Annotated in this window: 21 protein-coding genes; 7 read left to right on the top strand and 14 right to left on the bottom strand. The window is 61.6% G+C overall.

Annotated elements, in window-relative coordinates:
- Nucleotides 1–99 precede the first annotated feature (99 nt).
- On the bottom strand, nt 100–1,542 hold the full coding sequence (locus ACZ9W6_RS07005) for a hypothetical protein (RefSeq protein ID WP_465190378.1): 1,443 nt from the start codon (nt 1,540–1,542) through the stop codon (nt 100–102).
- Nucleotides 1,543–1,667: 125 nt separating this feature from the next.
- On the opposite strand from ACZ9W6_RS07005, the gene ACZ9W6_RS07000 reads away from it, so the two are divergent.
- Nucleotides 1,668–3,122, top strand: a complete 1,455-nt coding sequence (locus ACZ9W6_RS07000) for an aminotransferase-like domain-containing protein (RefSeq protein ID WP_465190377.1) — start codon at nt 1,668–1,670, stop codon at nt 3,120–3,122.
- 23 nt (nt 3,123–3,145) lie between these two features.
- Complete coding sequence (locus tag ACZ9W6_RS06995; RefSeq protein WP_465190376.1) at nt 3,146–3,490, top strand: hypothetical protein; 345 nt, start codon at nt 3,146–3,148, stop codon at nt 3,488–3,490.
- 72 nt (nt 3,491–3,562) lie between these two features.
- Here the strand turns inward: ACZ9W6_RS06995 and ACZ9W6_RS06990 are convergent, their stop codons facing one another.
- Nucleotides 3,563–4,303, bottom strand: coding sequence for a sporulation protein (locus ACZ9W6_RS06990; protein ID WP_465190375.1), 741 nt, complete (start codon nt 4,301–4,303; stop codon nt 3,563–3,565).
- Between the two features lie 131 nt (nt 4,304–4,434).
- Between ACZ9W6_RS06990 and ACZ9W6_RS06985 the strand changes: the two genes are divergently transcribed.
- Nucleotides 4,435–5,535, top strand: coding sequence for an NAD(P)/FAD-dependent oxidoreductase (locus ACZ9W6_RS06985; protein WP_465190374.1), 1,101 nt, complete (start codon nt 4,435–4,437; stop codon nt 5,533–5,535).
- 8 nt (nt 5,536–5,543) lie between these two features.
- Here ACZ9W6_RS06985 and ACZ9W6_RS06980 read toward each other — a convergent pair whose 3' ends face one another.
- The 8 genes from ACZ9W6_RS06980 to ACZ9W6_RS06945 form a co-directional block, all read right to left on the bottom strand.
- Entirely contained in the window at nt 5,544–6,077 is a 534-nt protein-coding gene (locus ACZ9W6_RS06980) for a hypothetical protein (RefSeq protein WP_465190373.1), read from the bottom strand.
- Nucleotides 6,074–6,850 (bottom strand): substrate-binding periplasmic protein, encoded by a 777-nt coding sequence (locus ACZ9W6_RS06975; protein WP_465190372.1) that lies wholly within the window; start codon nt 6,848–6,850, stop codon nt 6,074–6,076. Before ACZ9W6_RS06975 ends, ACZ9W6_RS06980 begins: the two co-directional genes overlap by 4 nt.
- The gene (locus tag ACZ9W6_RS06970; protein WP_465190371.1) at nt 6,831–7,628 is read right to left on the bottom strand and encodes an MOSC domain-containing protein; all 798 of its coding nucleotides are present in this window, start codon (nt 7,626–7,628) and stop codon (nt 6,831–6,833) included. Before ACZ9W6_RS06970 ends, ACZ9W6_RS06975 begins: the two co-directional genes overlap by 20 nt.
- Nucleotides 7,629–7,700: 72 nt before the next feature.
- Complete coding sequence (locus ACZ9W6_RS06965) at nt 7,701–8,861, bottom strand: E22 family MetX-like putative esterase (protein ID WP_465190370.1); 1,161 nt, start codon at nt 8,859–8,861, stop codon at nt 7,701–7,703.
- Between the two features lie 127 nt (nt 8,862–8,988).
- Nucleotides 8,989–10,680 (bottom strand): pyridoxal phosphate-dependent decarboxylase family protein, encoded by a 1,692-nt coding sequence (locus tag ACZ9W6_RS06960; protein ID WP_465190369.1) that lies wholly within the window; start codon nt 10,678–10,680, stop codon nt 8,989–8,991.
- A gap of 195 nt (nt 10,681–10,875) precedes the next feature.
- The gene (locus ACZ9W6_RS06955; RefSeq protein ID WP_465190368.1) at nt 10,876–11,811 is read right to left on the bottom strand and encodes a hypothetical protein; all 936 of its coding nucleotides are present in this window, start codon (nt 11,809–11,811) and stop codon (nt 10,876–10,878) included.
- Between the two features lie 160 nt (nt 11,812–11,971).
- Nucleotides 11,972–13,588 (bottom strand): DUF4214 domain-containing protein, encoded by a 1,617-nt coding sequence (locus tag ACZ9W6_RS06950; protein ID WP_465190367.1) that lies wholly within the window; start codon nt 13,586–13,588, stop codon nt 11,972–11,974.
- 99 nt (nt 13,589–13,687) lie between these two features.
- Nucleotides 13,688–14,293 (bottom strand): LysE family translocator, encoded by a 606-nt coding sequence (locus ACZ9W6_RS06945; protein ID WP_465190366.1) that lies wholly within the window; start codon nt 14,291–14,293, stop codon nt 13,688–13,690.
- 145 nt (nt 14,294–14,438) lie between these two features.
- On the opposite strand from ACZ9W6_RS06945, the gene ACZ9W6_RS06940 reads away from it, so the two are divergent.
- Both ACZ9W6_RS06940 and ACZ9W6_RS06935 read left to right on the top strand, forming a co-directional pair.
- Complete coding sequence (locus ACZ9W6_RS06940; RefSeq protein WP_465190365.1) at nt 14,439–14,882, top strand: Lrp/AsnC family transcriptional regulator; 444 nt, start codon at nt 14,439–14,441, stop codon at nt 14,880–14,882.
- A gap of 199 nt (nt 14,883–15,081) precedes the next feature.
- A complete protein-coding gene (locus tag ACZ9W6_RS06935) occupies nt 15,082–16,398 on the top strand; it encodes a methyl-accepting chemotaxis protein (RefSeq protein ID WP_465190364.1) in 1,317 nt (438 codons plus the stop codon).
- Between the two features lie 42 nt (nt 16,399–16,440).
- Here the strand turns inward: ACZ9W6_RS06935 and rsgA are convergent, their stop codons facing one another.
- Nucleotides 16,441–17,505 carry a ribosome small subunit-dependent GTPase A gene (rsgA, locus tag ACZ9W6_RS06930; protein WP_465190363.1) on the bottom strand — a complete coding sequence of 355 codons (1,065 nt, stop codon included), beginning with the start codon at nt 17,503–17,505 and terminating at the stop codon, nt 16,441–16,443.
- Between the two features lie 378 nt (nt 17,506–17,883).
- On the opposite strand from rsgA, the gene ACZ9W6_RS06925 reads away from it, so the two are divergent.
- Nucleotides 17,884–18,192 (top strand): hypothetical protein, encoded by a 309-nt coding sequence (locus ACZ9W6_RS06925; RefSeq protein WP_465190362.1) that lies wholly within the window; start codon nt 17,884–17,886, stop codon nt 18,190–18,192.
- Here the strand turns inward: ACZ9W6_RS06925 and ACZ9W6_RS06920 are convergent.
- The 3 genes from ACZ9W6_RS06920 to ACZ9W6_RS06910 all read right to left on the bottom strand — a co-directional run bounded on the left by ACZ9W6_RS06920 (nt 18,134) and on the right by ACZ9W6_RS06910 (nt 20,834).
- The gene (locus ACZ9W6_RS06920) at nt 18,134–18,571 is read right to left on the bottom strand and encodes a VOC family protein (RefSeq protein WP_465190361.1); all 438 of its coding nucleotides are present in this window, start codon (nt 18,569–18,571) and stop codon (nt 18,134–18,136) included. The two genes, ACZ9W6_RS06925 and ACZ9W6_RS06920, sit on opposite strands and share 59 nt — an antisense overlap.
- Nucleotides 18,568–19,761, bottom strand: coding sequence for an MFS transporter (locus ACZ9W6_RS06915; protein WP_465190360.1), 1,194 nt, complete (start codon nt 19,759–19,761; stop codon nt 18,568–18,570). Before ACZ9W6_RS06915 ends, ACZ9W6_RS06920 begins: the two co-directional genes overlap by 4 nt.
- A gap of 272 nt (nt 19,762–20,033) precedes the next feature.
- Nucleotides 20,034–20,834 carry a substrate-binding periplasmic protein gene (locus tag ACZ9W6_RS06910; protein WP_465190359.1) on the bottom strand — a complete coding sequence of 267 codons (801 nt, stop codon included), beginning with the start codon at nt 20,832–20,834 and terminating at the stop codon, nt 20,034–20,036.
- A gap of 355 nt (nt 20,835–21,189) precedes the next feature.
- Here ACZ9W6_RS06910 and ACZ9W6_RS06905 point away from each other — a divergent pair, with 355 nt between their 5' ends.
- On the top strand, nt 21,190–21,681 hold the full coding sequence (locus ACZ9W6_RS06905) for a DUF4405 domain-containing protein (protein WP_465190358.1): 492 nt from the start codon (nt 21,190–21,192) through the stop codon (nt 21,679–21,681).

Genomic DNA, 21,681 nt, shown 5'->3' with positions numbered 1-21,681 from the left:
AAACACGATGAACCATGCTCACACGCGGGCCGGCCTGCCGCTAGCCACAGTCAGGCAAACAGCCGGCTTCCCAGCACGCTTGTTATATAAAACAGTGAATCATCGCTGCCAGTAAAGCAGCACGGAACCCGCCAGCGCCACCAGCAACACATTGGCCAGCACCAGATACAGCGCAAAGCGGATCAGCGCCTGCTCTTCCTCCCGCTCGCATTTCGCCAGACTGCACAACAGCGCCACCATCGGCAGCGAGCCCAGAGCCGCATGTCCGGCGGCACTGTTCTGCACCGCGGCCAACAGCGGCAGCCACTGCGCCGGCAGGTCCAGCTGCGCCACGGTCGGCATCATGATGGCATTGCCCCCGACATTCGAGCCGGTGATATAGCCGGCCACGCCGCCAAACAGCGCCAGCGAAGCCGGCAGCCACGCCAGCGGCAGCGCCTGCAGGCCCAGCCGCAGCCCATCCAGAAAGCCACCCTTCACCAGTAATTGCGACATCAGCAGAAACAGCAGAATGGTCAGCAAGGGCCGCTGCGCGCGTGTCAGCCACGGCGCGAATGTCGCCTGCCGCGGCAAGCGCCACAGCAGCAGCAAATCCACCAGCAACAGCGCAAGGCCGGGCGAAGCCAGCGGCTGCCAGCTGACCTGCGCGCCCTGAATCAGCCACGGCGGCAGCACCAGATTCAGCAGCTTCAGCAACAGCACGGTCAGCAGCAAGGCAAGATAGGGCCAGGCGGCTGTCGGCAAGGCCAGCACATTGGCCAGACCGGGCCGCGTGTACAGCGCACCCAGCATCAGCACCAGCGCGGCGGCGCTGACACCGGCCAGCTCCGGCCCCAACCGCGCACTGACCAAATGCAGCATCGCCACAAACAGCAATGCCAGCACCGCCGCCAGCACATACCAGGGCAGGCGACGTTGGCCGCATTGCCATAGCGTCAGCCAGGCCGCCAGCACGAAGACCGCCGCACTGCTGCCCGCCGTCCACGCCCCGAGCTGCACGGCCGGCAAGCCGGCCAGTGCCGCACCGATCACTGTGGCCAAGCCCAGCGTGCCCCACGGCATGATGCTCATGCCGGCCAGTGCCACCCGCAAGGCCGCCGGCCGCGGCAACAAGGCCAGCAAAAGCGGCACCGTCGCCATCAGCGACACGCCAAAGCCGGTCATGCTCTCCAGCAGCGGCGCGAGGCCTAGCACCAGCATCAACGCCAGTACCACGCCCTGCCAGCCCAAGCGCCCCAACCATTGCGACAAGGCCGGATTGGCACCGTTGCGCTCGATCAGGATCACGAACAACAAGCCCGGCGCAATCACGCAAGCAGTGCTGGCAAACAGGATGGCCGTGTCCTGACTGATGGCCGCCAGCACCGGCCAGGAAAACGGCTGTGCCACACCGGCCAGCCACAACAGCAGACTGAGTGCCGCGCCACCGAGCGCCGCGTGCAAGGGCGGCCGGCGCAACAACAAGATCAGGATCATGACCAGTATCACTGGCGAAAACAGCAAGAACGTCATCAGGGCATTCCACAGGTTCGGATCAGACAAGCACCCCGCCAGCCGCAAGGCTGCAGGGCAAGGAAGCGACAGCCTGCCGCCTTGAGCGGCGCTTTACTTGTCACAATCAGCCAAACAGCATGGACAAGCCGGCAACTGTTATATAAAACAGCTGCATGACCGAACTTCCGCTTTACCGGCAGATTGCCGAGCAACTGCAACAGCGCATGGATAGCGGCGAGCTGCCACCCGGCAGCCGGCTGCCGCCGGTACGCCAGCTGGCGCGCGACTATGGCGTCAACACCCTGACCGCGCTGGCCGCCTATCGCCATCTCGAGCAGCAGCAAAGCGTGATCGCGCGCGCGCGTGCCGGCTTTTTTGCCGCACTGCCGGCCAGACACACGCCACGGCCGCCGCACTCGCCACTGCCGGCAGCGGCGGCGCTGGTGGATGTCAGTTCGCGCATGAACATCCTGCTGCAGCTGAACGACGCACGCATTCACACCCAGCTGCACATGGCCGAGGCCGCGGCCAACCTTTACCCGGCACAAGAGCTGGGCCGTCGCCTGCAGCTGGCGCTGCAACGACAGCCCGAACTGATAGGTGCCCATCTGCCGCAGGCCGAACACTGGCGGCTGATGCATGCGCTGCAAAAACTCGCCTCCGAGCGCGGGCTGGATTTGCCGGCCGACGGCCTGTTGGTGACCCACGGCATTACCGAGGGCATCAGCCTTGCGCTGCGGCTGCTGACCCGCCCCGGCGACACCGTGGCGGTGGAGACACCGGTGTATTTCGGCCTGCTGCAAACCCTGCAAGGCCTGGGCCTGCGGGTGCTCGAAATCCCCTGCACGCCGGATGCCGGCCTGTCGCTGGAGGCGCTCGAATTCGCGCTACGCCACGGCCCGCCGGTACGCTGTCTGGTGTGCGTGCCGCACTTCCAGAATCCCACCGGCGCGCTGATGCCCGAGGACAACAAGAAGCGGCTGCTGACCTTGGCGCGCAAGCATGGCCTCACCCTCATCGAGGACGATGTGTTCGGCGATCTGCACTATGGCCCACAGCGCCCGCTACCACTGAAAGCCTGGGACCGCGATAACGAGGTGATTTACTGCGCCTCCTTCACCAAGAGCTATGCACCCTCGCTGCGGCTGGGCTGGCTGGCCGGTGGCCGTCATCACGCGGCGCTGTTGCAGCTGAAGGCCAGCAGCACCCTGCTCGCCTCGCCGCTCTTGCAGGTGGTGCTGGCCGATGTACTTGAAAGTGGTGATTACCGCCGGCAAAACCGCATCTTGCGCCAGCAGTTGTACAGCCAGATGCAGGCCGCCTGCCGCGCCGTGGCCCGATACTTCCCCCGCGGCACGCGGCTGCGCCCGCCGCAGGGCGGCTTGCTGCTGTGGCTGGAAGGGCCGGAAAACCTCGACAGCCAGTTGCTGTTGCAGGCGGCACTGGCCGAAGGTATCAGCTTCGCGCCCGGCCTCGCCTTTTCGACCGAGGCGCGCTTTGGCCACTGTCTGCGCATCAATTGCGGCCAACCTTACACTCCGGCTTTTGACGCCGCGCTGGCCCGGCTAGGCGCACTTGCCTGCCAGCTGACGGGAACTTGCGCCCCGTCTGGCGACTCTCTTGCTTAATCAAACCGTAAATGGAGTACACCATGAATACCCCGCGTCTGCTGTTGGCCACCGCTCTGGCTCTGACTCTGGCCGCCTGCAGCGAAGAACAGACTGCCAAGCTGCAAGCCGGCGCCAGCGCCGCCATCGGCGTCGCCGGCAAGGTCGTCAACAGCAGCGAGCCACTGGGCGAGCTGGCCAATAGCGCCAGCGCCGCCGCCGGTGTGGCTGCCGGCCTTGGCCAGAATGCCAGCGCTGCCATCGGCGTCGGCAAGCGCGTGGTCGAAGCCGCTGCCGTGCTGAACCCGGAACTGGCACAGCAGGTTGAAGAAACCAAGCAGCAAGTCGATGCGGTGAAGCAGGCCGCCGACATCCTGCAGGGCAAGTAAGCGCTGCACTGCGACAAGCAAAAGGCCACAAACCTCGCGGTTTGTGGCCTTTTTTGTTGACTGCCCGACAGCTTACAGCGGCAGACGGCTGCGCAATTCGCCCGCCCAGTCGCGGTTGGCAAAGTCGGCGCCCATCACCAGCGACACGTAGAAATCGCCGCCAAAGCGCGCATCCACCTCGATCAGCACATGCACGTCCTGACCGTAAGGGATGAAGGTCAACTCCATTTCCTGGAAGCGGAAGCTGCCGCCGCGCGCCTTCAGTTCGAATTCCTGATAGCAGCCCAGTGTCGACATCACATTGCCGATACGCGCGGTGCCGACTTCGACGTCGGTAGTCGCCAGGCCCCAGCCCAGCTGTTCGAATGCGGCCAACATCGCCGCCACTTGTGGCGTCGGCAGCACTTCGATCAGGTCGCGGTCGCTGCCATCAACAGCATTGTCGATGGCCAGATCGGTGTGGATCCACACCGGCAGCGGGCGGCCGTAATGCGCCACGGCGTTGATCGGGGTTTCCAGCGGCAGGGTGATCTGGAACGGAATCTCGCGGTTCTCGCCGCTGCGAATGGTGAAACGCTCGGCCACACGCACCGCGCCCAGCGGCAGCGCACCGCGTACCTCGTGATCGCCGGACTCCTGCTCGGCCTCGCACATCAGCACCAGATCGATCTTCTCGATGTCCTGATCGGCATTGCCGCCTTGCACCACGACCTTGCCGTGCAGCACTTCACCCGGGCGCAGACGCGGGTTTTGCAGTTGGGTATCGACCTTGGCGCCACCGACGCCGATAGAGGCAAGCAGTTTCTTGAACATGTCTGTTATTCCGTATTGTGGTGACTTCGAATAGCCTGTGACTGATATCTGCGCGGCAGGTTCCGCGCCAGGCTGCCACTTTACCCTGCGGCCAACTATCGGTACAAAGCCTGAATCAACAGGAGAGCGTCATGGAAAAACTGGACTGCATCGTGATCGGTGCCGGCGTCATCGGCCTTGCTTGTGCGCGGGCACTGGCCAAGGCTGGCCGCGACGTATTCATCCTCGAAGCTGAACAGGCCTTTGGCCAGCACACCTCCAGCCGTAACAGCGAGGTCATTCACGCCGGCATGTACTACCCCGCCGGCAGCCTGAAGGCGCTGCACTGCGTGCGCGGCAAGAACATGCTTTACCAGTACTGCCAGGAGCGCGAGATTCCGCACCAGCGGCTGGGCAAGCTGATCGTCGCCCATCGTCCGGAGGAAATGTCGCAGCTGATTGCCTTGCAGGAAAAGGCACTGGTCAATGGCGTGCCCGATCTTGTCTGGCTGGACAAGCAATCGCTGCGCGAAATGGAGCCGGCGCTGGATGCGCATGCCGCGCTGTATTCGCCCACCACCGGCATCATCGACAGCCACGCGCTGATGATGGCGCTGCTGGTCGATGCCGAAAATGCCGGCGCGACACTGGCACTGCAATCGCGGGTCACCGCCGGGCGCTGTACCGACGAGGGCATCGTGCTGATTGTCGACGGTACGGAGGTGCAGGCAAAAACCGTGGTGAACGCCGCCGGCCTGTGGGCACATACTCTGGCGGCGCGTATTCGCGGCGTACCGCACGAGATCATCCCGCGCGTGCGCTATGCGCGTGGCGTCTATTTTGCGCTGCAGGGCAAATCGCCATTCTCGCGGCTGATCTACCCACTGCCCGAGCCGGGCGGCCTCGGTACACACCTGACGCTGGATCTGGGCGGCCAGGCGCGCTTCGGCCCCGATGTCGAGTGGATCAACCAGATCGACTACACGGTAGATCCGGATCGCGCCGAGAGCTTTTACCAGAGCATTCGCCGCTGGTGGCCGGATCTGCCCAATGGCGCGCTGTCGCCAACTTATAGCGGCATCCGCCCCAAGGTCATCGGCGAAGACCGGCCGGAAGGCGATTTTCTGGTGCAGGGGCAAGAGGGGCACGGCATTCCGGGGCTGATCAATCTGTTCGGCATCGAGTCGCCCGGCCTCACCGCTTGCCTGTCGATTGCCGACGAGGTGTTACGGCGCTGCCGCCAGTACTGGTAGCCGGCGGCTTAGCTGGCCAGCCGTTCGGCCTCGGCGAGGATCAGGCGGCGGATCAGCCCGCTGACTGGGCGGATCAGATACCAGTAGGGGGCGAAACGGTAAAGGCTGGCACGATCGGGACAGTAGACGCGGGTTTCGGTCTGCAGCAGGCGGCTGTCGCCCTCATCGCGCACCCGGAAACCCAGTAAAAGGTTGGCCGCACCGGCCTGCTCGCGGCGGCCGACAAAATCATCAATGCCCGAGAGCGGCTGCAGGCCGAAATCGCTCTGCCAGAAGCGGCCACGCAGTGCATAAATCAAACTGGTTTCATCCTGCTGCAGCAGAGTGAACTCATGCAGGCCGAACGGTGGCTTGTCCTGCAAGGCAGTGCGCCCCAGCAGGCGCGCCGGCAACTCGCGCAGCCACATCGCCTGACGCAATACGGGCAAGCGCTGTTCTTCTATACGGGGAATCGCCGCCAGCAGGGCGCCAGCGGCTGGCTGGCAGCGACGCTGATGACGCTCGACAAACTGGTAGGTCGGCAGCAGCTCATCCGCGCTCATGGTTGCGACTCGGCCTGATAGCGGCCAAAGATCTGGCTATAACGGGGACTTGCTTTCAGCTGGCTGATACGCCGGTCCAGCCGCTCGCGCAGTTCGCTGTCGCGCAGCAATACGGCAGCTTCATTCGGCGGCAGGATGGCATGCAGACTGGTCTGCGGCAGACTGGTCTGACCGCGATCACGCGCCAGGGTTTTCAGATTGGACTCAAACACCAACCGGTCGGTCAACACCACATCCACCCGCCCGCTCATCAGATTGTTCAGTTGCTGATACTGATCGAGGGTTTCCAGGTATTTGCCTTCGCCCACGGCCGCCAGCAAATCATAGCCGGCAGGCAGGATATGCGATGCGCCCTGCCAGGCCAGCACCCGCCAGCGCGACAGGTCGGCGGCATCGTCCAGCGAGATCTGGCGTCGGCTCAGGGTCACCGCGACATTATCGAAGCTGTGCAGGCTACGGCTGAAGCTGCCGATCAGCAGCTCGTGCTGCTGTTGCTCGCTGCTGATGCCATACAGGCCATCAAGATTACCGCTGCGATAAGCCTGGATCTTGCGCGCATACGGCAGCTGCACGACTTCGAGCCGCAGCCCCTCGTCTTTCAATACCTCGCGCAGCAGATCGACAGCAATGCCGTCTTTGCCATCCGCCATCACCCACGGCTGGATATCCGGATAAAAACCGACCCGGATGGTTTTCATCGGCAACTGTGCTGCCAGCGGCAGGCTGCATAACGCCAGCCCCAGCAGCGACCATCTAGTCGAATGCCACGCCACCTTCGATGACCTCCAGCTCGTCCCCCACGCGGATCACGCCGCTATTGCAGGCACGCAGGTTTACGCCAAAACAGACGCCCTCTGCCAGCTTGCGATAGCCGGCCAGCGTGCGCAGCGGTTGCTGCTCGGCATGCGGCTGTGCCGTGTCGGGGTCGATGGTGGTAAACACGCAGCGGGTACACAGCTTGACCCGCTCGAACTCGACCTCACCGATGCGGATGCGCTGCCACTCGTCTTCCTCGAAGGGGAAACTGCCGCTGACCACCAGATTCGGCCGGAACTGGCGCATGCTGACACTGGCGGCCAACCTTTCGTTCAGATCCTGCAGCGAAGCCTCGCCTATCAGCAAAAACGGCGCACCATCGGCAAACGACAGCGGCGTCTCGCCATCTTTCATCCGCCGCGTACTCTCGCCCAGCCACAGCAAGCGCAGCGGCTCGCCCAGATAATCGCTGAACCAGGCATCGGCTGCGGCATCACCGGCATAGGCGGTAAAGCCGCTCTTCCACACCTGGGCCGGATGCGGCTCGGCAAACATGCTTTCGCTCAGCGGCAAGGGCGGCATGCCGGGTGCGGTCATCAGCCAGCCATCTTCCGCGTGAATCGCCTCGACCAGCACCAGACGATGATGGCTGCGCGCGGTAATCTGGCTGCCATCCGGGCGCACCACCAGCCAGACACGGTCATGCTCCAGCCCCTGCGGCAACACCCGCGCCTCATCCAGCGCCTGGCCACGGCAGGATTTCAGCGGGTGGATAAACAACTGGCTCAATTGCATGGCGCGTCTCCGGTGGCTTGGCTAGCTCACCATGGTAGCCGATGGCGAGTCGGCTAACCATGTATTACAAAATCATTTTTTCAGGAACTTGCCGATGTGCTCGGCCAGCTGCGAGGTCTGCAGCAAACCATCCAGATGGCCGCCATCCCCCTCGATCACCGCCACCTCGGCCTGCTTGCCCAGTGCCTTCAGGCGGACGGCGGCCTTGTGCGACAGCTCAGGCGGAAACAGCAGATCGGAACGCGCCGGCATCAGCAGCACCCGCGCCTTGATGCGGCTAACGTCCTGTTCGATGTTGTAACGCTGGTAGGCGCGCGAGGTGTACAGCAGCGAGTTGGCATCCACTGCCCGCGCCCGCGCCGCACCGGCCTTGTCCAGCGCGCTCTCGATCAGGTAGCGGCCGCCAAGGTTGGCCGCAGGGTCTTTGCCCGGCTCGGCCCAGCGATAGGCATATTCTTTCTCGGCCCAGCCGTGGTGGCGCGCGGTCAGCGTCACCAGTTTCAGCGCTTCGGCAAGGCCGGCCTGCGGGCCGGGGCCGCTGTAGTAATCGCCCTGCTGCCAGGCCGGGTCCAGCCGCACTGGCATCGCCCAGGCATCCAGCATCGCCAGCGCATACGGTGAAATCGACAGCCCCGGCGAAATCACTGGCACGATGCGCTCGACCATGTCCGGATACTCGACCGCCCATTCAAAAGCCTGGATGCCACCGCCCGAGGCACCCACCACCGCCTGCAGCTTTTTCACGCCCAGCTGGTCGAGCAGCGCCTTGTGCACGCGCACGAAGTCCTTGGCCGTCACCAGCGGAAAGCGCATGCCGTAAGGCTTGCCACTGGCCGGATCGATGCTGGCCGGGCCAGTGGTAATTGTATTCGGATCTTTGACGTTGAGATTGGCGAGGGTGTCGGCGCTGATCACGAAGTATTTGTCGGTATCAATTGCCTTGCCCGGCCCGATCAGGCCGTGCCAGTAGCCGGGCGCGGCATCGCTGGCCTGATAGCGGCCGGCCGCATGTGAATTGCCCGAGTAGAAGTGCGGGATGAATACCGCATTATCGCCGGCGGCATTGAGCTGGCCATAAGTCTCGTAGCCAACCTTGAGCCCGGCAATATTGGCGCCGGCCACGGTGGTATAGCTGGCAAGCTGGAACTGCTGTTTCTGCACCAGCTGCTCGTAAGCGTGGGCGCCGCTGCTGGCCAGCAAGAGCACTGCCAGCAGCCATTTCTTGTTGTGCATGATGATCTCCTCCGGAAACCGGCAGCCCATGCTGCCAGCCCGGAAGATCATGCCACTGTTATTCCATGAACAAGCCATTTGAATACCAGTGACCGCCGCCAGCACATGCCGGCGTCGTTTTTATGCATCAACCCATCAGGTGCTCGATGAAGGCATCGATATGCGCGCGCGTGCATACCGGGTTCATGAACACGGCTTTTTCGCCGGCGATGTAGTGGTAACGGCCACGCTCGTCATACTCGGAACGCGCAATCGCCTGCACCCAGTTGGTGTAGAGGCCAACCTTGCCGCGCGAGGTAAAGATGTCGCGGTGGAAGGCAGTATTGCGCGCCAGCCGCTCGCCGTAAGCCGCATCGCTGCTTTGTGCCAGCTCGTAGGCGTACTCGGCTTCGGTATCCTTCACCCACTCCGGGTTGTAGATCTTGAAGCCGACGCTAGGGCCCTGGTTTTCCTGCGCGACCAGCTTCACGTGCGGGATGGACTTCAGGCGGTGACGGAAGTAGTTGGCGTTCTGCAAGCAGTGCGCCAGCGTGATCTGGTAACCCTCGATGCCCATATAGTTGAGCGCCGCATACGCGCCGAACAGGCCGCTGGCACCACGCGAACACTCGATGGTGCTCTGCAGATGGGTCTGGCCCTGGATATCGCGTTCGAAGTAGGAGAAGTTCTCCGGATCGTTTTCCAGCGCCTTCAGGTCTTCGGCGTTCTTGATCATCACCAGACTGGAGGTGTAAGGCACATAGCCCCACTTCTGGAAGTCCACGGTGAAGGAGTCGGCGTACTTCAGCTCGGCAAAGCGTTCGACATTGCGCTGGATACCGGCCAGCGTCACCGCATTGATGCCCAGCGGGTTGGCCGCAAAATCGTAATCGAGGAAGAAAATCATCGACCAGCCAATCGCCGCATCGACGTGGATGTGCGGCTTGACCTTGATCTCGAAATGCTCGCACAGGCGATCGCGCAGCTCGCATACCGGCTTGACGCGGTCGACACCGAAGGTATCGGTAGTACCCATGGTCAGCATGATGGTCGGCACCACATGCTTGAGCGAGAAGCAGGCCACCAGCTGGCGTTCCAGATCCTCCAGATCGATGTCGTTGTTGTTACCGACCTTGATACGGATGGTCTTGTTCTTGATGTCCACGCCCAACAGCGACAGGTTGGTGGTGTTCGAGTAATGACCGCCGTGCGAGTTGATGAAGCGGTAATCCTGATAACGGCCAAGGCCGGTGTGCTTGGCGTCCGGCAGGCTCTTGCGCAGGCCAATCAGGTAGCCGTACAGATTGCAGAAGGTACCGCCCTGGGTGAAGATGCCCGTCGCCTTGGCCGGGTCGTAACCCGCCAGCAGCGCCATCTGGCGCACCACTTTTTTCTCCAGATCCTCGGCCACACCGGCGTACTCGGCGTACACCAGATTCGGGTTGGCGAGGATGCCCATCTGCGCACCGTAAATCGCCGGGTCGCACGGCATGGTGATCACGTTCTCGACGCAGGACGGGTTTTCCCAATCCTTGGACAGCGCGGCGGCAAACAGCAGTTCATCTTGCACACCCGGCGCACGCATCGCCTGTGGAATCGCCACAGTCTCGCGCAGATCAGCCATGCGCGCCTCGCCCTCGGGCCAGGCGGCGATACGCTCATCCGGCGCCAGATGGCGCGCACGGAAGTTGTTCAGCGCGGTAAAGCCGGGGTCACGGTACACCGGCCACAGCTCGGGATCACGCGAGAAATACTGTTTCTTGACGGTGTCAAACAGACGGGAAAATTCGGGGCTGACGGCATTGGCCTGCTCGTCATGCAATAGTTGGCACGGACTCATCTTGCTCACTTTTGGCAGCAACACAATAAATCATGCTTTTAATCAGTAAAATAAAAGCATGATGACTTAATCACAAACGTGCTTTTGGCACGTTTACGAATCGCCGCGGATTGTATATTGCCGAAGTAATTTGTCAAATAACTTGACCGAATATCCAGATGCCTGTCGCTGCTTTGGTATTTCATCCACTCAGCATCAAGCCTGGCTACCGCGCCAGCCTCTGGCCAGCACCGACAGCGCCAGCCGCTGCCACGCCGCATCCGCATCGAATGCGGCCAACCTTTGCGCACTGCAAGCGAGCTTGATGCTGTGGCCATCGAGCGTGGCCGCTTTCTGATCGTGCTTCGTAGCCGATGGCTCGTCCTCAGCCAGCTCCGGCGTGCCGCAATACAGCCACAGCCCCAGCGCCGCCCACTGCAGTGGCTGCAAGGTTTCGTCCGGCACCTCATCCAAGCCGAGATGCTGTGCCAGCGACAAACAGGCCTCCCAGCCGGTCAGCAGATGCAGTGCGGAAAAGTCGCGGCTGGCGAGGAACAGCTGCCGCGCCCGCTGGCGGCTGGCGCGCGCACTTTCCGTCGGCAGGCGGGCCGGTAGTTTGGCCGCCACTTGCTGCAGGCTATATTCGATATCGGCAGTAATCAGCCCCGGCCGCGTCGCTACCTTGCGCCCGGCCAGACGCTGCCACAAAGACGCCATGTCCGGGTCGTCAGCCTGACCTGCGGCCAAGGTCGGCAGCGTGTAACGGCAAGTCAGCGCATAGGCGAGTGCCGCAATCAGCTCCGGCTCATAGCCACTGCGCAGAGCGTAGGCAAGACGAATCACGCCATGAAAACCGCCCGACAAGGGATGCGCCAGCGCCGCCTGCAGCACTTGCGGCCAACATTCAGGGTGGCCCTGCAAATAACGACGCAGCGCTGCCTCGGCAGTGGCATCAGCGACGCCGTCCTGCCAGTGCGCCAGCACACGACCATCATCCTGCAGCAGCTCATAGCGGCTGGTATCGGCCGTTTGCAGCGTCTCCGCCGCCATGCCCAGCTCGCGCATCGCCTGCCACTCCATCGGCAGATGCAGGCTCAAACCCTGACGATAGCTCCCCGAAAACACCAGCCACTGCTGCAGCAACTTTGTCATGTCAGGCTCTTTTATATAAACAAATGAGTTTATATAATTTAATACCTGATTATTTTAGTCAACTAAATTCAAACTGTTTGCCAAGGCAAAGTACTGCAGCAGAAGCGACACAGGCCAGTCAGAACCCCTGACCGGCCTGCGAATTTCGATAAAAAAAGTACTAGCCGTACAGCTGGTATTCGACCCCTTGCTGGATGCCGGCCAGTGTCAATGTGTAGTTTTCCGGGCTGTCGGCAATCTCAGCCAACACCAGACCCACGGTTTTCTGCCCGGTCTGCACGGCTTGCTGATAGAAATCCAGCCCGCTGGCATCGGGTGCTCGCCCCAGTACATTCTGGTAAAAGCCGGTCAGGAGTTGCTTGAGCTGTGCCGTATTCAAGGGCTGGGCCACATCGACCTGATACAACTGCCTGAATTCTTCGGCATAGAGAAAGTCCGTCGCCATGCGCAAGGTATCTTTGCCAAGCTCGGCCTGCCGGATCCAGTAGCCCAGCCCCCCAGCATCCGGTACGCGATCAAATGCCGCCTTGTACAACCGGTAAATACCGCCAGTACTGGTTGCACCCTCGGTATCAAAAGCCAGCACCTTGTCGGCAAAACGGAATCTCTCGGCATTGCTGACCTGATCCTGTACACCGATGCCGCTGACAGTCACGTTACCCGCAGTAATATTGATGCTGTAGCTGGCACGCGCCTGGTCATAAAGCAGCGTATCCATACCTTTGCCGGCATCGATGACATTCGTGCCGCCGCCACTGCGGATAAGGTTGGCCGCGTCGTTGCCATAGATCGTGTCATTACCGCTGCCGGCATTCACATTCTCGATCAGGCAGCCGTAAGCAATACCCAAGGCATTACTGCCATCATAAGTAGCAGTCTGGCCGCCATTATTGGCAGGGGCGGCTATCGTCAGTTTGGAATAGCTGCCCGGCCGCAAGTCGATAGTGCAGTCGCTACGGTAATTGGCCAGATCCAGCAGATCAGTCCCACCTGCATCCCAGATGGTCTCGAAAAATGGTGTCGAGGGGTCGAAGCGATAAACATCATCGCCGCTGCGATAGCTGGTATTTGCGCCATACAGATGCTGGATAGCGGCAATATCCAGCACCATCGGAGTGTTGTGCCAGATGAAATAGGTATCCCAATCGCCATTGGCAGCCTGCGGATAAATATTCTTGGCATCGTTGTACGACATGACCGAGTAATTACGGTTATCCAGTTCAGCCGGCAAAAACGGGCCACTGCTGCCACCGTAGCTACCTGGGTGCTTCAAACCCAGTGCATGGCCGATCTCGTGCATCAGCGCTTCAAAATTGTAGTTGCCAAGCTGCCACTCGGTGCTGCTGGCCTCGCGCGAGCTGATCCAGACATCACCCGCCTTGGCCCAGTAATCATCCGGGTAAGACGCCCAACCCCAGGTGGAGTCCGGCAGCACCGAAGAAAATGCAAAGCGCAAGTCACCTACCTGGCTGGCACTATCGTCGGTTTCGACAAACTTGATGTTTGCCACATTGCTCCAGAGCTGCAAGGCTTGGCGAACCGCCACAATCTGGCTGCTGTTCAAGCCAAAATGCTGCCCCGTGCCAGGTTCATTCTCCGCACTATAGTTGGCTTGCCAGTAGGCACTCGCCCCATTCTGCCAGGGGAAGCTGTAGCTGATGCTGCGGTCTGCAGCCAGAGACCACTTCACCAGCTCTTCATTCAGCAGCGGGTTGATCAGGCTGTTGGTACTGCTGGTGAAATAGGCAATTGCAGAAGAATCATTCGGGCTGGGCATGGCAGACCTGCAAGAAAGTTAGACGGAAATATCGAAAAACATACTAAATGAATATTACGTCAGAACCCTGCAAGCGCCACCCTCTGCCGCTACATTCTTTCAGAACAACTGCAACAACAAACCCGCCGCAAAACCCAGCAGCAACACCCCGCACAGCCTGTCCAGCCAGCGTCGTCCGGCCAGCCCTAGCCGCATCAGCAGGCGGCCGCCGCCAAAGGCCAACAGCCACCACCAGAGTGCCGAGCCAGCAAATACGCCGGCCACCATCTGCAAACCGGCCGTAAGCGAAGGCTGACTGCCACCGGCAAGACTGGCAAATACCGCGATGAAGGACAGGATGGTCAGCGGGTTGCCGAGCGTCAGCAGCAGCGTCGACAGATAATCGCGCCACAGCGCCGGGCCGGACGCCAGCTTGGCCGCACTGCCCGCCGGCTCACGGCGCAGGGTTTGCCAGCCCAGCCAGGCCAGAAACAGACAGCCGGCCACGCCTAGCGGCTTGGCCAGCGCTGTCAGGCCGGCAATCAGCGTTGCCGACCCCAGCACGCCCGCCAGCGCAAACAAGCCGTCTGCGGTCGCTGCGCCGAGGCCGGTGACAAAACCGGCACGCGCGCCCTGACGCAGCGTGCGTTCGATACATAACAGCCCGATTGGCCCGACCGGCGCGGCAATCGCCAGACCGATCAACATGGCTTGCAGAAACAGCATATTCCCTCCCCTGACGGTGACCCGTGCATCGCCGGATCCGATAGCACAGTCTGCGCTGATCATCCGCAAGCAGCCATGCAGAACTTAAGGCAAGACGCTAATCTGCCTTTAACTTTTCCGGCCAATCATGCAAAGGACTTTTCAAATGGAAATCGACAGCAAATCGTGGGCGATTCTGGCCGCGCTGCAGGCCAACGCCCGCCAGTCACTGACCGAGCTGGCACAGAGCATAGGCATGTCGGTGCCGGCGGTATCAGAGCGGGTCAAACGACTGGAGGAGGCCGGGGTGATTCGCGGTTATTTCGCCGAGGTGATGCCGCTGAAAGCCGGCTTTGCGCTGTCGGCACTGGTCGGCATTACCGTGCCGCAGCCGGCCAAAAAGCAGTTGCTCGACAGGTTGGCCGCCATGCCCGAGGTGCAGGAATGCCACCACGTCACCGGCAATGATTCTTATGTGTTCCGGGTACTGGCGCGCGATGTCAGCCATCTGGAGGGCCTGGTTTCCCAGCTGAATGACCTTGGCGAGACCCGCACCAGCATCATTCTGTCGACACCGATCAGCCGCAAGGCCGTCTTGCCACCCAGATGAAATATATTTTGGTATAATATTGCCCCCTGCATCATGCACAAACACAGCCATAAAAGCCGTTTCCGCTGCCTATGATGCAGTAAGCGACAAGCCACCCCGCCACCGCTTGCCGCGCCAGATGCCATGCCGGAGCAGTCTTTTGCCAGCGACACCCGCTGCGGTCCGACATCGTTCCGCCCCGGGTGTCACGAGAAACGATATGTTCAACAAGAAACTGAAGCAACAGTTGGCCGCACAGGCCGAGCGCCTGCAATTGCTGGAGGCAGAAGCCCAGGCGCTGGAGCGCTCTTATGCCGTGATCCGTTTTGACCTCGACGGCACGGTATTGGAAGCGAATGACAACTTTGTGCGCAGCATGGGCTTTAGCCGCGCCACAGACATCATCGGCCAGCATCACAGCCGCTTTTGTGAACCGCAATACGCCGCCAGCGCCGACTACCGCCAGTTCTGGCACAAGCTGCAGCAGGGCGAGTTCTATCGGGGCCAGGTACGGCGGCTGAATGCACAGGGTCAGCCCGTCTGGCTGGAAGCCACTTACAACCCGATCCGCAATGCCGAGGGCGCAGTGTGCGGCGTGATCAAGTTTGCGGCCAACGTGACTGCCCGCGTCAACGAGGCAATTCATGACCGGGCCACCTTGCAGGCGCTGCACCGCTCGATGGCGGTAATCGAGTTTGATACCGAAGGTGTGATCCAGACCGCCAATGACAACTTCCTGCAGGTAATGGGCTACCGGCTGGAGGACATCCGCGGCAAGCATCATCGCCAGTTTTGCGAGCCGGACTTTGCCGACAGCGCCGAGTACCGCCAGCTGTGGGATACCCTGCGCGCCGGACGCTACTTCAGCGGCAAGGTCAAACGGCTGGCCAGGGATGGCAGCGAGCGCTATCTGGAGGCCAGCTACAACCCGATACTGGACGACCAGGGTCAGTGCATCGGCGTGATCAAGTTTGCCTCCGACATCACCGCCCGCATCCACCAGGCCAGCGAAGAGCGCGACAGCGCGCTGTTTGCCTACCAGATGTCGCAGCAGGCACAGCAACAGGCACAAAGTGGCGTCGGCCAGATCAGCGACAGCGTGCACGGCATCCGCGAGATGGCCGGCAGCATCGATACCGCCAGCCACAATGTGCATGCACTGGGCGAGCAGGCGCGCGCGATTACCTCCATCGTGCAGACCATCCGCGATATCGCTGATCAGACCAATCTGCTGGCGCTGAATGCCGCCATCGAGGCTGCGCGGGCTGGCGAGACCGGCCGCGGCTTTGCCGTGGTGGCCGACGAAGTGCGCAAGCTGGCCGAACGCACCGCCAGCTCCACCACCGAGATTGCCGGCATGGTCAGCAATATCCAGCAGCAGACCGACCAGGCGGTGCAGGATATGGGCGCCATCATCGAACAGACGCGCCAGACGGTGAATCTGGCGCAGAGTGCCGGCGACAGCATTGCCCGTATCCGAGAAGGGGCGGATCAGGTGGTCGAGGCCATCGGCCGCATGGCAGCCGGCAAACAGTAAACCCGGTGAAAACGCGGCACCAGAACAGGTGCCGCGCCACCATCAGACGCGCCCCTTGCGCTTGTCGATCTGCCGTATCGCCTTGCTGCGCTGCTTCCACACCGCCTGCTCGGCCTTGCGCTCCAGCGCGCTCTGTTCCAGCCGGCGAGCTTCCCGCATCAGCTTGTGATAATTGCCCAGCCGGTCGGCATCGACACTCGCGCGCACGGCGCAGCCCGGCTCCTGCTGATGCCGGCAATCGCGAAACTGGCAATCGGCAGCCAGCGCCTCGATATCGGCAAAGCTCTGCGCCAGCGCGTCTTCGTCCAGATCAGGCTGCAGGGTGCGCACGCCGGGCGTGTCGATTAGGCAGCTGCCATCCTGACACGGGTGCAGGCTGCGCGCGGTCGTGGTGTGGCGGCCACGGCTGTCGTCACTGCGGACTGCGCCGGTCAGCTGGCGTGCTGCGCCGATCAGGGTATTGGCCAGCGTGGATTTGCCGGCCCCGGACGAGCCAAGCAAGACCAGCGTCTGGCCCTGCCCCAGCCACGGCGACAACAGCTGGCGACTGGACTCGGCGCTACCATCCAGCGCCAGCACGTTGAGCGCCTTGCCAAGGCGATCCTGCACTGCGGCCAACCTTTCTGCCACTAGCTCGGGCGCGTAAAGATCGGCCTTGCTCAGCACCACCACCGGCGTGATGCCGGCGGCAACGACCATGCTGACAAAGCGCTCGAGCCGGCGCAGGTTGAAGTCGCCATCCAGCCCCATCACCAGCAAGGCAGTGTCGATATTGCTGGCAATGCGCTGGCGCTGACCGTGGCTGTCACGACGCAGCAGCGCGGTTTGCGGCGCGATGCGTTGCTGCAGCCAGTAGCTGCCGGCTTCATCACGCCGCGCCAGCACCCAGTCGCCAACCGCGAGGCCGGCCTCATGCTGCAGGGCCGTCTGGCTAGCCGGCAACAAGCGTGCAAGGTGTTCCTGTTCGCCATCGTGCAATTGCACGCTGTCGCGATGCACGGCGCTGATGCGCATAAGTTGGCCGCAGGCGTTCTCGGCCAGGATTTGTTGCAGGTAAAGCGGGGTCAGACCGATGCGCGCGAGGCGCGGAAAATCAAATTCTGTCATGGGGAAATCCGTGTCAGCTGCGGCGTGAGATCACGCGACAGCAAGCCTGCAAGCAGGCAAACGCGGGCAGCACAAAGCCGCCGGCACTGGCAAGACGGGGCCAGTCAACACGGGGAGTCAGGCAGGGGAAAGCTTGCGCCGGATGGCGCGGTAACAGCAGATTAGGCTGCTGCTATCAGGAAGAGGTCTTACCCGCTCCGACCGTGACTGGCAGGGTGGCAATATCCAATTTATCCATGGTCAGTCTCCTTCTGGTCGGTGGGAAAGGCTGGCAGTGTGCGCCCGCCATCAAGGTACCGTCAACGGATTTGTCATGACCGGCCGCCAGGCGTAAGCTCTGTGCTTGCCCGCTGTCGGGTATTTTGTTACGGAGAAAAAATGCACACCCTGAAACCGCGCAACCCGCTGGCGCACAGCGCCATCATGCGCAAGGGCGGCGCTCATCAGCGCAGCCACAGCAGCGCCCGCTTTGCCGGCAAACAAGCCATGCTTGCCGAACTGGACGACTGGCAAGACGATATGTACGCCGTGCCACTGGATGATGAACAGACACAAGGCACAGCGGAAGAAAAACCGGGCTGCGGCCCGGTTTTTTCATGGCAAAGGCCACTGCGGCCAACCTTGCGCCTTACTGCATCGAATGCAGGCCGATCATATTGCCCTCGCTATCGCCAATCAGCGCGATAAAGCCGTATTCGCCAATCGCAAACTTGCTGCGATACAGCTTGCCACCATTGGCCGACGCCCGCTCTGCCTCTACTGCGCAGTCTTCGCAGGCAAAATACACCAGCGTGCCACCGATGCCCGGCGGACAACCATCCATCTTCACCAGCGCACCACCGGCACCATAACGGCTCATCTCCGAGGCAAATGCCCACATCTCCAGCTCGTGCCCGCCCTCTGGCGCGTTCAGCAAGGCCAGCTCGGTGTTGAACACCGCCTGATAAAACGCTTTGGCCCGCGCCATATCCTCGACATAAATCTCGAACCAGCCTACCGGATTACCATCCATCTTCTGCTCCCTTTCCTTGTTGTCAATCAAGCGTTCTGTTTCCTTGCGGCTCACGCTGCTGCTTTCGCTTCCGCGACTTTCAGCGCCGGCTTGCTCCAGCAGGCGAAGCCCGCCAGCAAAGCCATCGCCATCGCGGCCAACAGATACGGTATAGCCGAAGACAGCTCGTACAGTGCCATGCACAGCACCGGAATCAGCACCGTCGCGCTACCCTGCGCCATGCCCAGCGTGCCGGCGGCAGCGCCTTGTTCGTTCGGCGCGACAGCATTGGCTGTCATCGCCTGCATGGACGGAAACACCTGGCCGATACCGGCAGCAATCAGCACATAGCCCAGCATGAACAGGCCCTGCACGCTACTCAAGGCCGCCAGCAGCATGCCGACACTGGCCAGCCCCGCGCCGCTCATCAGCCAGCTGCGCGGCGCAACGCGCGGCAGACGACTCACCAGCAACTGGCACAGCACCAGCGCCAAACCGACCATGCCCAGCGTCTGGCCGGTAAAGGCAGCGGCCGCGCCGTGTTTCAGCCCGAAACGGTCGAGCGCGACAAAACCGATACACATCTGCGCCGTCACAATCGCCGTCATCGCCAGAAAGCCGGCCAATAGCGGCAGGCGCAAGCGGCTGTCACGCCACGACAGCTGACTGCCGCTGGTCGCCAGCTCCTGCTTCGGCGCCGGCAGGCGGAACAGCAACAGGCAGGCGAACACGCACAATACGGCGGCGGCAAACAGCGGCATGGTCAGCCGATAGGCGGCCAGGGTGCCCAGCAAAGGCGGCCCCAATACCATGCCCAGCGCATTGGATGCGCCCAGCCGCGCCATCATGCCGGTACGCTGCTGCGGGGTAGAACAATCGGCAATCCACGCTGCCGAGATCGTCGGCACCCCGCCGTAGTTCAGGCCGACCAGCGCGCGAAACAGCAAGATGCCGCAAAAGCTCAGCCACACCGGCCACGCCCACAGCTGCAACAGATCGGCCACCAGCGCCAGCATGCAAAAGCTGGCGGTAAAGCCCCAGGCCGCCCAGCGCAACACCGGCAAACGGCCACGACGATCGCTCCAGCGCCCCCAGCGGCGCGCCGTCAACACCCAGCACAAGCCGGACAAGGACACGATCACGCCACCATGCCATTCGCTGAGGCCAAGGCTGCGCACCAGCGGGCTGATGATGGTAATAAAGCCCATCATCGCGGCAGTAAATAGCGCATTGATGATGAACAAACGAGCAAGAGAATCAGGCATGTATGGCAAGCACTCGCAAATGAGAATATCTATCGATAATATTGAATGACGTTCAAATTAACAAGACAGCAGTCATACCGGCTGCCCGTCACCTGCCCGGAACGGACTGGTTTAGCGGCTGGCTACAGGGGAATCACGAGTGAATTACGGCCGACAAGCAGACGGCATCGGGCCTGCCAGCAGCAGTCTGGCAAGGCATGACAGCCTTTTGGGGAGGGAGAAAGCAGCAGCGGCCAGCCATGGGCTGAGCACCTGCTGCTCAAGGTGTAAAGCTAGCGCCCGGGGCCGGGCACGATCTGGCGCGCCTGCTCGATATAGATTTCCTGACGGGTCTGCTCCAGCAATTTTTGCAGCTGGCCGGACTGGCGCATGCGGCGTAATTCGCGATTGAAGCGTTGTATCAGCTCGGCCGCCTGCGGATGCTTGCGCCAGATCACCACGCATAATGGCGCGGTAAAAAAAGCCTTGGTCTGCGGCACGATATGCTCGGCCCGCGCCGGCGGCAAAGCAGCACGCAAGGTCAGCATGCCGGCTTCCATATCCATCGGAAACAGGTCGATGCGGCCAACCTCCAGCTTGCGAAAATTGCTGACATCATCGCTGGTGATATCCAGCTGCAACTGACCGTTCTTCTGCAGCCGCTCGAAATCGCTGGAGTAAAAATTGCCGGCCGTCACTCCGATGCGCAAGGGTGCCAGCTCGGATAAATGCTGCCAGCCATGCTGGCGATCCTTGCGCTGAAAAAACACCATGCGCAGATGCATCACCGGCTCGCTGAACAGCAGATCACGCTTGCGCTCATCGCTCGGTGCCCAACCCAGACTACCATCCGTCTGGCCATTGCGCGCCATCTCGATGGCACGCTGGTTGGGAAACCAGTCGTAGCGCACATTGACCTGCGCGCGCAAGAAAACCTCATTGACCAAGCGTGACAGGATGCCGCCAGCGGGCAGCGCCTGCCCCATATACGGCGGATATTCCTGATTGGAAAACCTGACATTCAACCATGGCTGCTCTGCCATGGCATGGCTGGCCAGCAGCAGCAACAGGCCGTAATACCACCACCTTCTCATCCTCGACCTTTTGCCTGTTTGTTTTCGTTATAGGGTCAGCATTTTTACAATTAATAACTTTAAAATCAATCCATTAAATTTAAATTGAACAATTTATAAAGCACAATTGCAACAATGCGGCCCAGCGGGCAAACAAGACATCCTGCCAGCCTGCGGCCAAGACGCCAGAATTCCGGTATAGCCCACAATGCCGGCGAACCGGCAGGCAAAATGGCGTCATCCAGCCTAATCCTTAAGGGATTTGGCAAGGCAGCCACCCGCGCAATAACTCTTAACAGCCCGACACAATGCCGACACCGGCCAGCAGCAGGGTCGGCACTAAGCTCCTGGCATTGCCAATCTGCAAGGAGCTACCATGAAAGCCGCCCTGTCGCGCCACGCTACCCCGCTTACCACCGGCCTGTTCATCGTCTCGACGGTATCAGGCATCGCCCTGTTTTTTCACCTCGGCAGCAATCTGTTTCACAGCATGCATGAATGGCTGAGCATGCTGCTGATCCTGCCGTTTGCCCTGCATCTGTGGAAAAACTGGGGGGCGTTTGCCGGCTACCTGCGGCGCAAGCAGCTATGGCTGCCGCTCTTGCTGTCACTGTTGGCCGCACTGGCCTTTGCTTTTGCCGCCGCCGGTGACAGCCGTGGCGGCAACCCTGCCTTCAAACTCAGCAATGTCGCAATGGATGCGCCAATCAGCCAGCTTGCCCCGCTGCTGCGCAGCGAGCCGGATGCCCTGCTGGCACGCCTGCGCAGCAAAGGCTTGCAGGTACAGTCGGCCAACGACAGTGTAAAGGCGATTGCCGGCAGCAATCATCGCGAACCGATGGCCGTGCTGGCCGTCTTGCTGCCCTGA

It is taken from the genome of Vogesella lacus (genome assembly GCF_979366295.1).
This window is presented reverse-complemented; position numbering and strand designations above follow the sequence as displayed.

Bases quoted from the DNA above. Each gene is read 5' to 3' on its own strand.
- rsgA (WP_465190363.1), bottom strand. From the start codon at position 17,505: ATGACAGAATTTGATTTTCCGCGCCTCGCGCGCATCGGTCTGACCCCG.
- ACZ9W6_RS06905 (WP_465190358.1), top strand. From the start codon at position 21,190: ATGAAAGCCGCCCTGTCGCGCCACGCTACCCCGCTTACCACCGGCCTG.
- ACZ9W6_RS06985 (WP_465190374.1), top strand. From the start codon at position 4,435: ATGGAAAAACTGGACTGCATCGTGATCGGTGCCGGCGTCATCGGCCTT.
- ACZ9W6_RS06995 (WP_465190376.1), top strand. From the start codon at position 3,146: ATGAATACCCCGCGTCTGCTGTTGGCCACCGCTCTGGCTCTGACTCTG.
- ACZ9W6_RS06925 (WP_465190362.1), top strand. From the start codon at position 17,884: ATGCACACCCTGAAACCGCGCAACCCGCTGGCGCACAGCGCCATCATG.
- ACZ9W6_RS06935 (WP_465190364.1), top strand. From the start codon at position 15,082: ATGTTCAACAAGAAACTGAAGCAACAGTTGGCCGCACAGGCCGAGCGC.
- ACZ9W6_RS06970 (WP_465190371.1), bottom strand. From the start codon at position 7,628: ATGCAATTGAGCCAGTTGTTTATCCACCCGCTGAAATCCTGCCGTGGC.
- ACZ9W6_RS06940 (WP_465190365.1), top strand. From the start codon at position 14,439: ATGGAAATCGACAGCAAATCGTGGGCGATTCTGGCCGCGCTGCAGGCC.
- ACZ9W6_RS06950 (WP_465190367.1), bottom strand. From the start codon at position 13,588: ATGCCCAGCCCGAATGATTCTTCTGCAATTGCCTATTTCACCAGCAGT.
- ACZ9W6_RS06980 (WP_465190373.1), bottom strand. From the start codon at position 6,077: ATGAGCGCGGATGAGCTGCTGCCGACCTACCAGTTTGTCGAGCGTCAT.
- ACZ9W6_RS06955 (WP_465190368.1), bottom strand. From the start codon at position 11,811: ATGACAAAGTTGCTGCAGCAGTGGCTGGTGTTTTCGGGGAGCTATCGT.
- ACZ9W6_RS06990 (WP_465190375.1), bottom strand. From the start codon at position 4,303: ATGTTCAAGAAACTGCTTGCCTCTATCGGCGTCGGTGGCGCCAAGGTC.
- ACZ9W6_RS07000 (WP_465190377.1), top strand. From the start codon at position 1,668: ATGACCGAACTTCCGCTTTACCGGCAGATTGCCGAGCAACTGCAACAG.
- ACZ9W6_RS06945 (WP_465190366.1), bottom strand. From the start codon at position 14,293: ATGCTGTTTCTGCAAGCCATGTTGATCGGTCTGGCGATTGCCGCGCCG.
- ACZ9W6_RS06965 (WP_465190370.1), bottom strand. From the start codon at position 8,861: ATGCACAACAAGAAATGGCTGCTGGCAGTGCTCTTGCTGGCCAGCAGC.
- ACZ9W6_RS06915 (WP_465190360.1), bottom strand. From the start codon at position 19,761: ATGCCTGATTCTCTTGCTCGTTTGTTCATCATCAATGCGCTATTTACT.
- ACZ9W6_RS06960 (WP_465190369.1), bottom strand. From the start codon at position 10,680: ATGAGTCCGTGCCAACTATTGCATGACGAGCAGGCCAATGCCGTCAGC.
- ACZ9W6_RS06910 (WP_465190359.1), bottom strand. From the start codon at position 20,834: ATGAGAAGGTGGTGGTATTACGGCCTGTTGCTGCTGCTGGCCAGCCAT.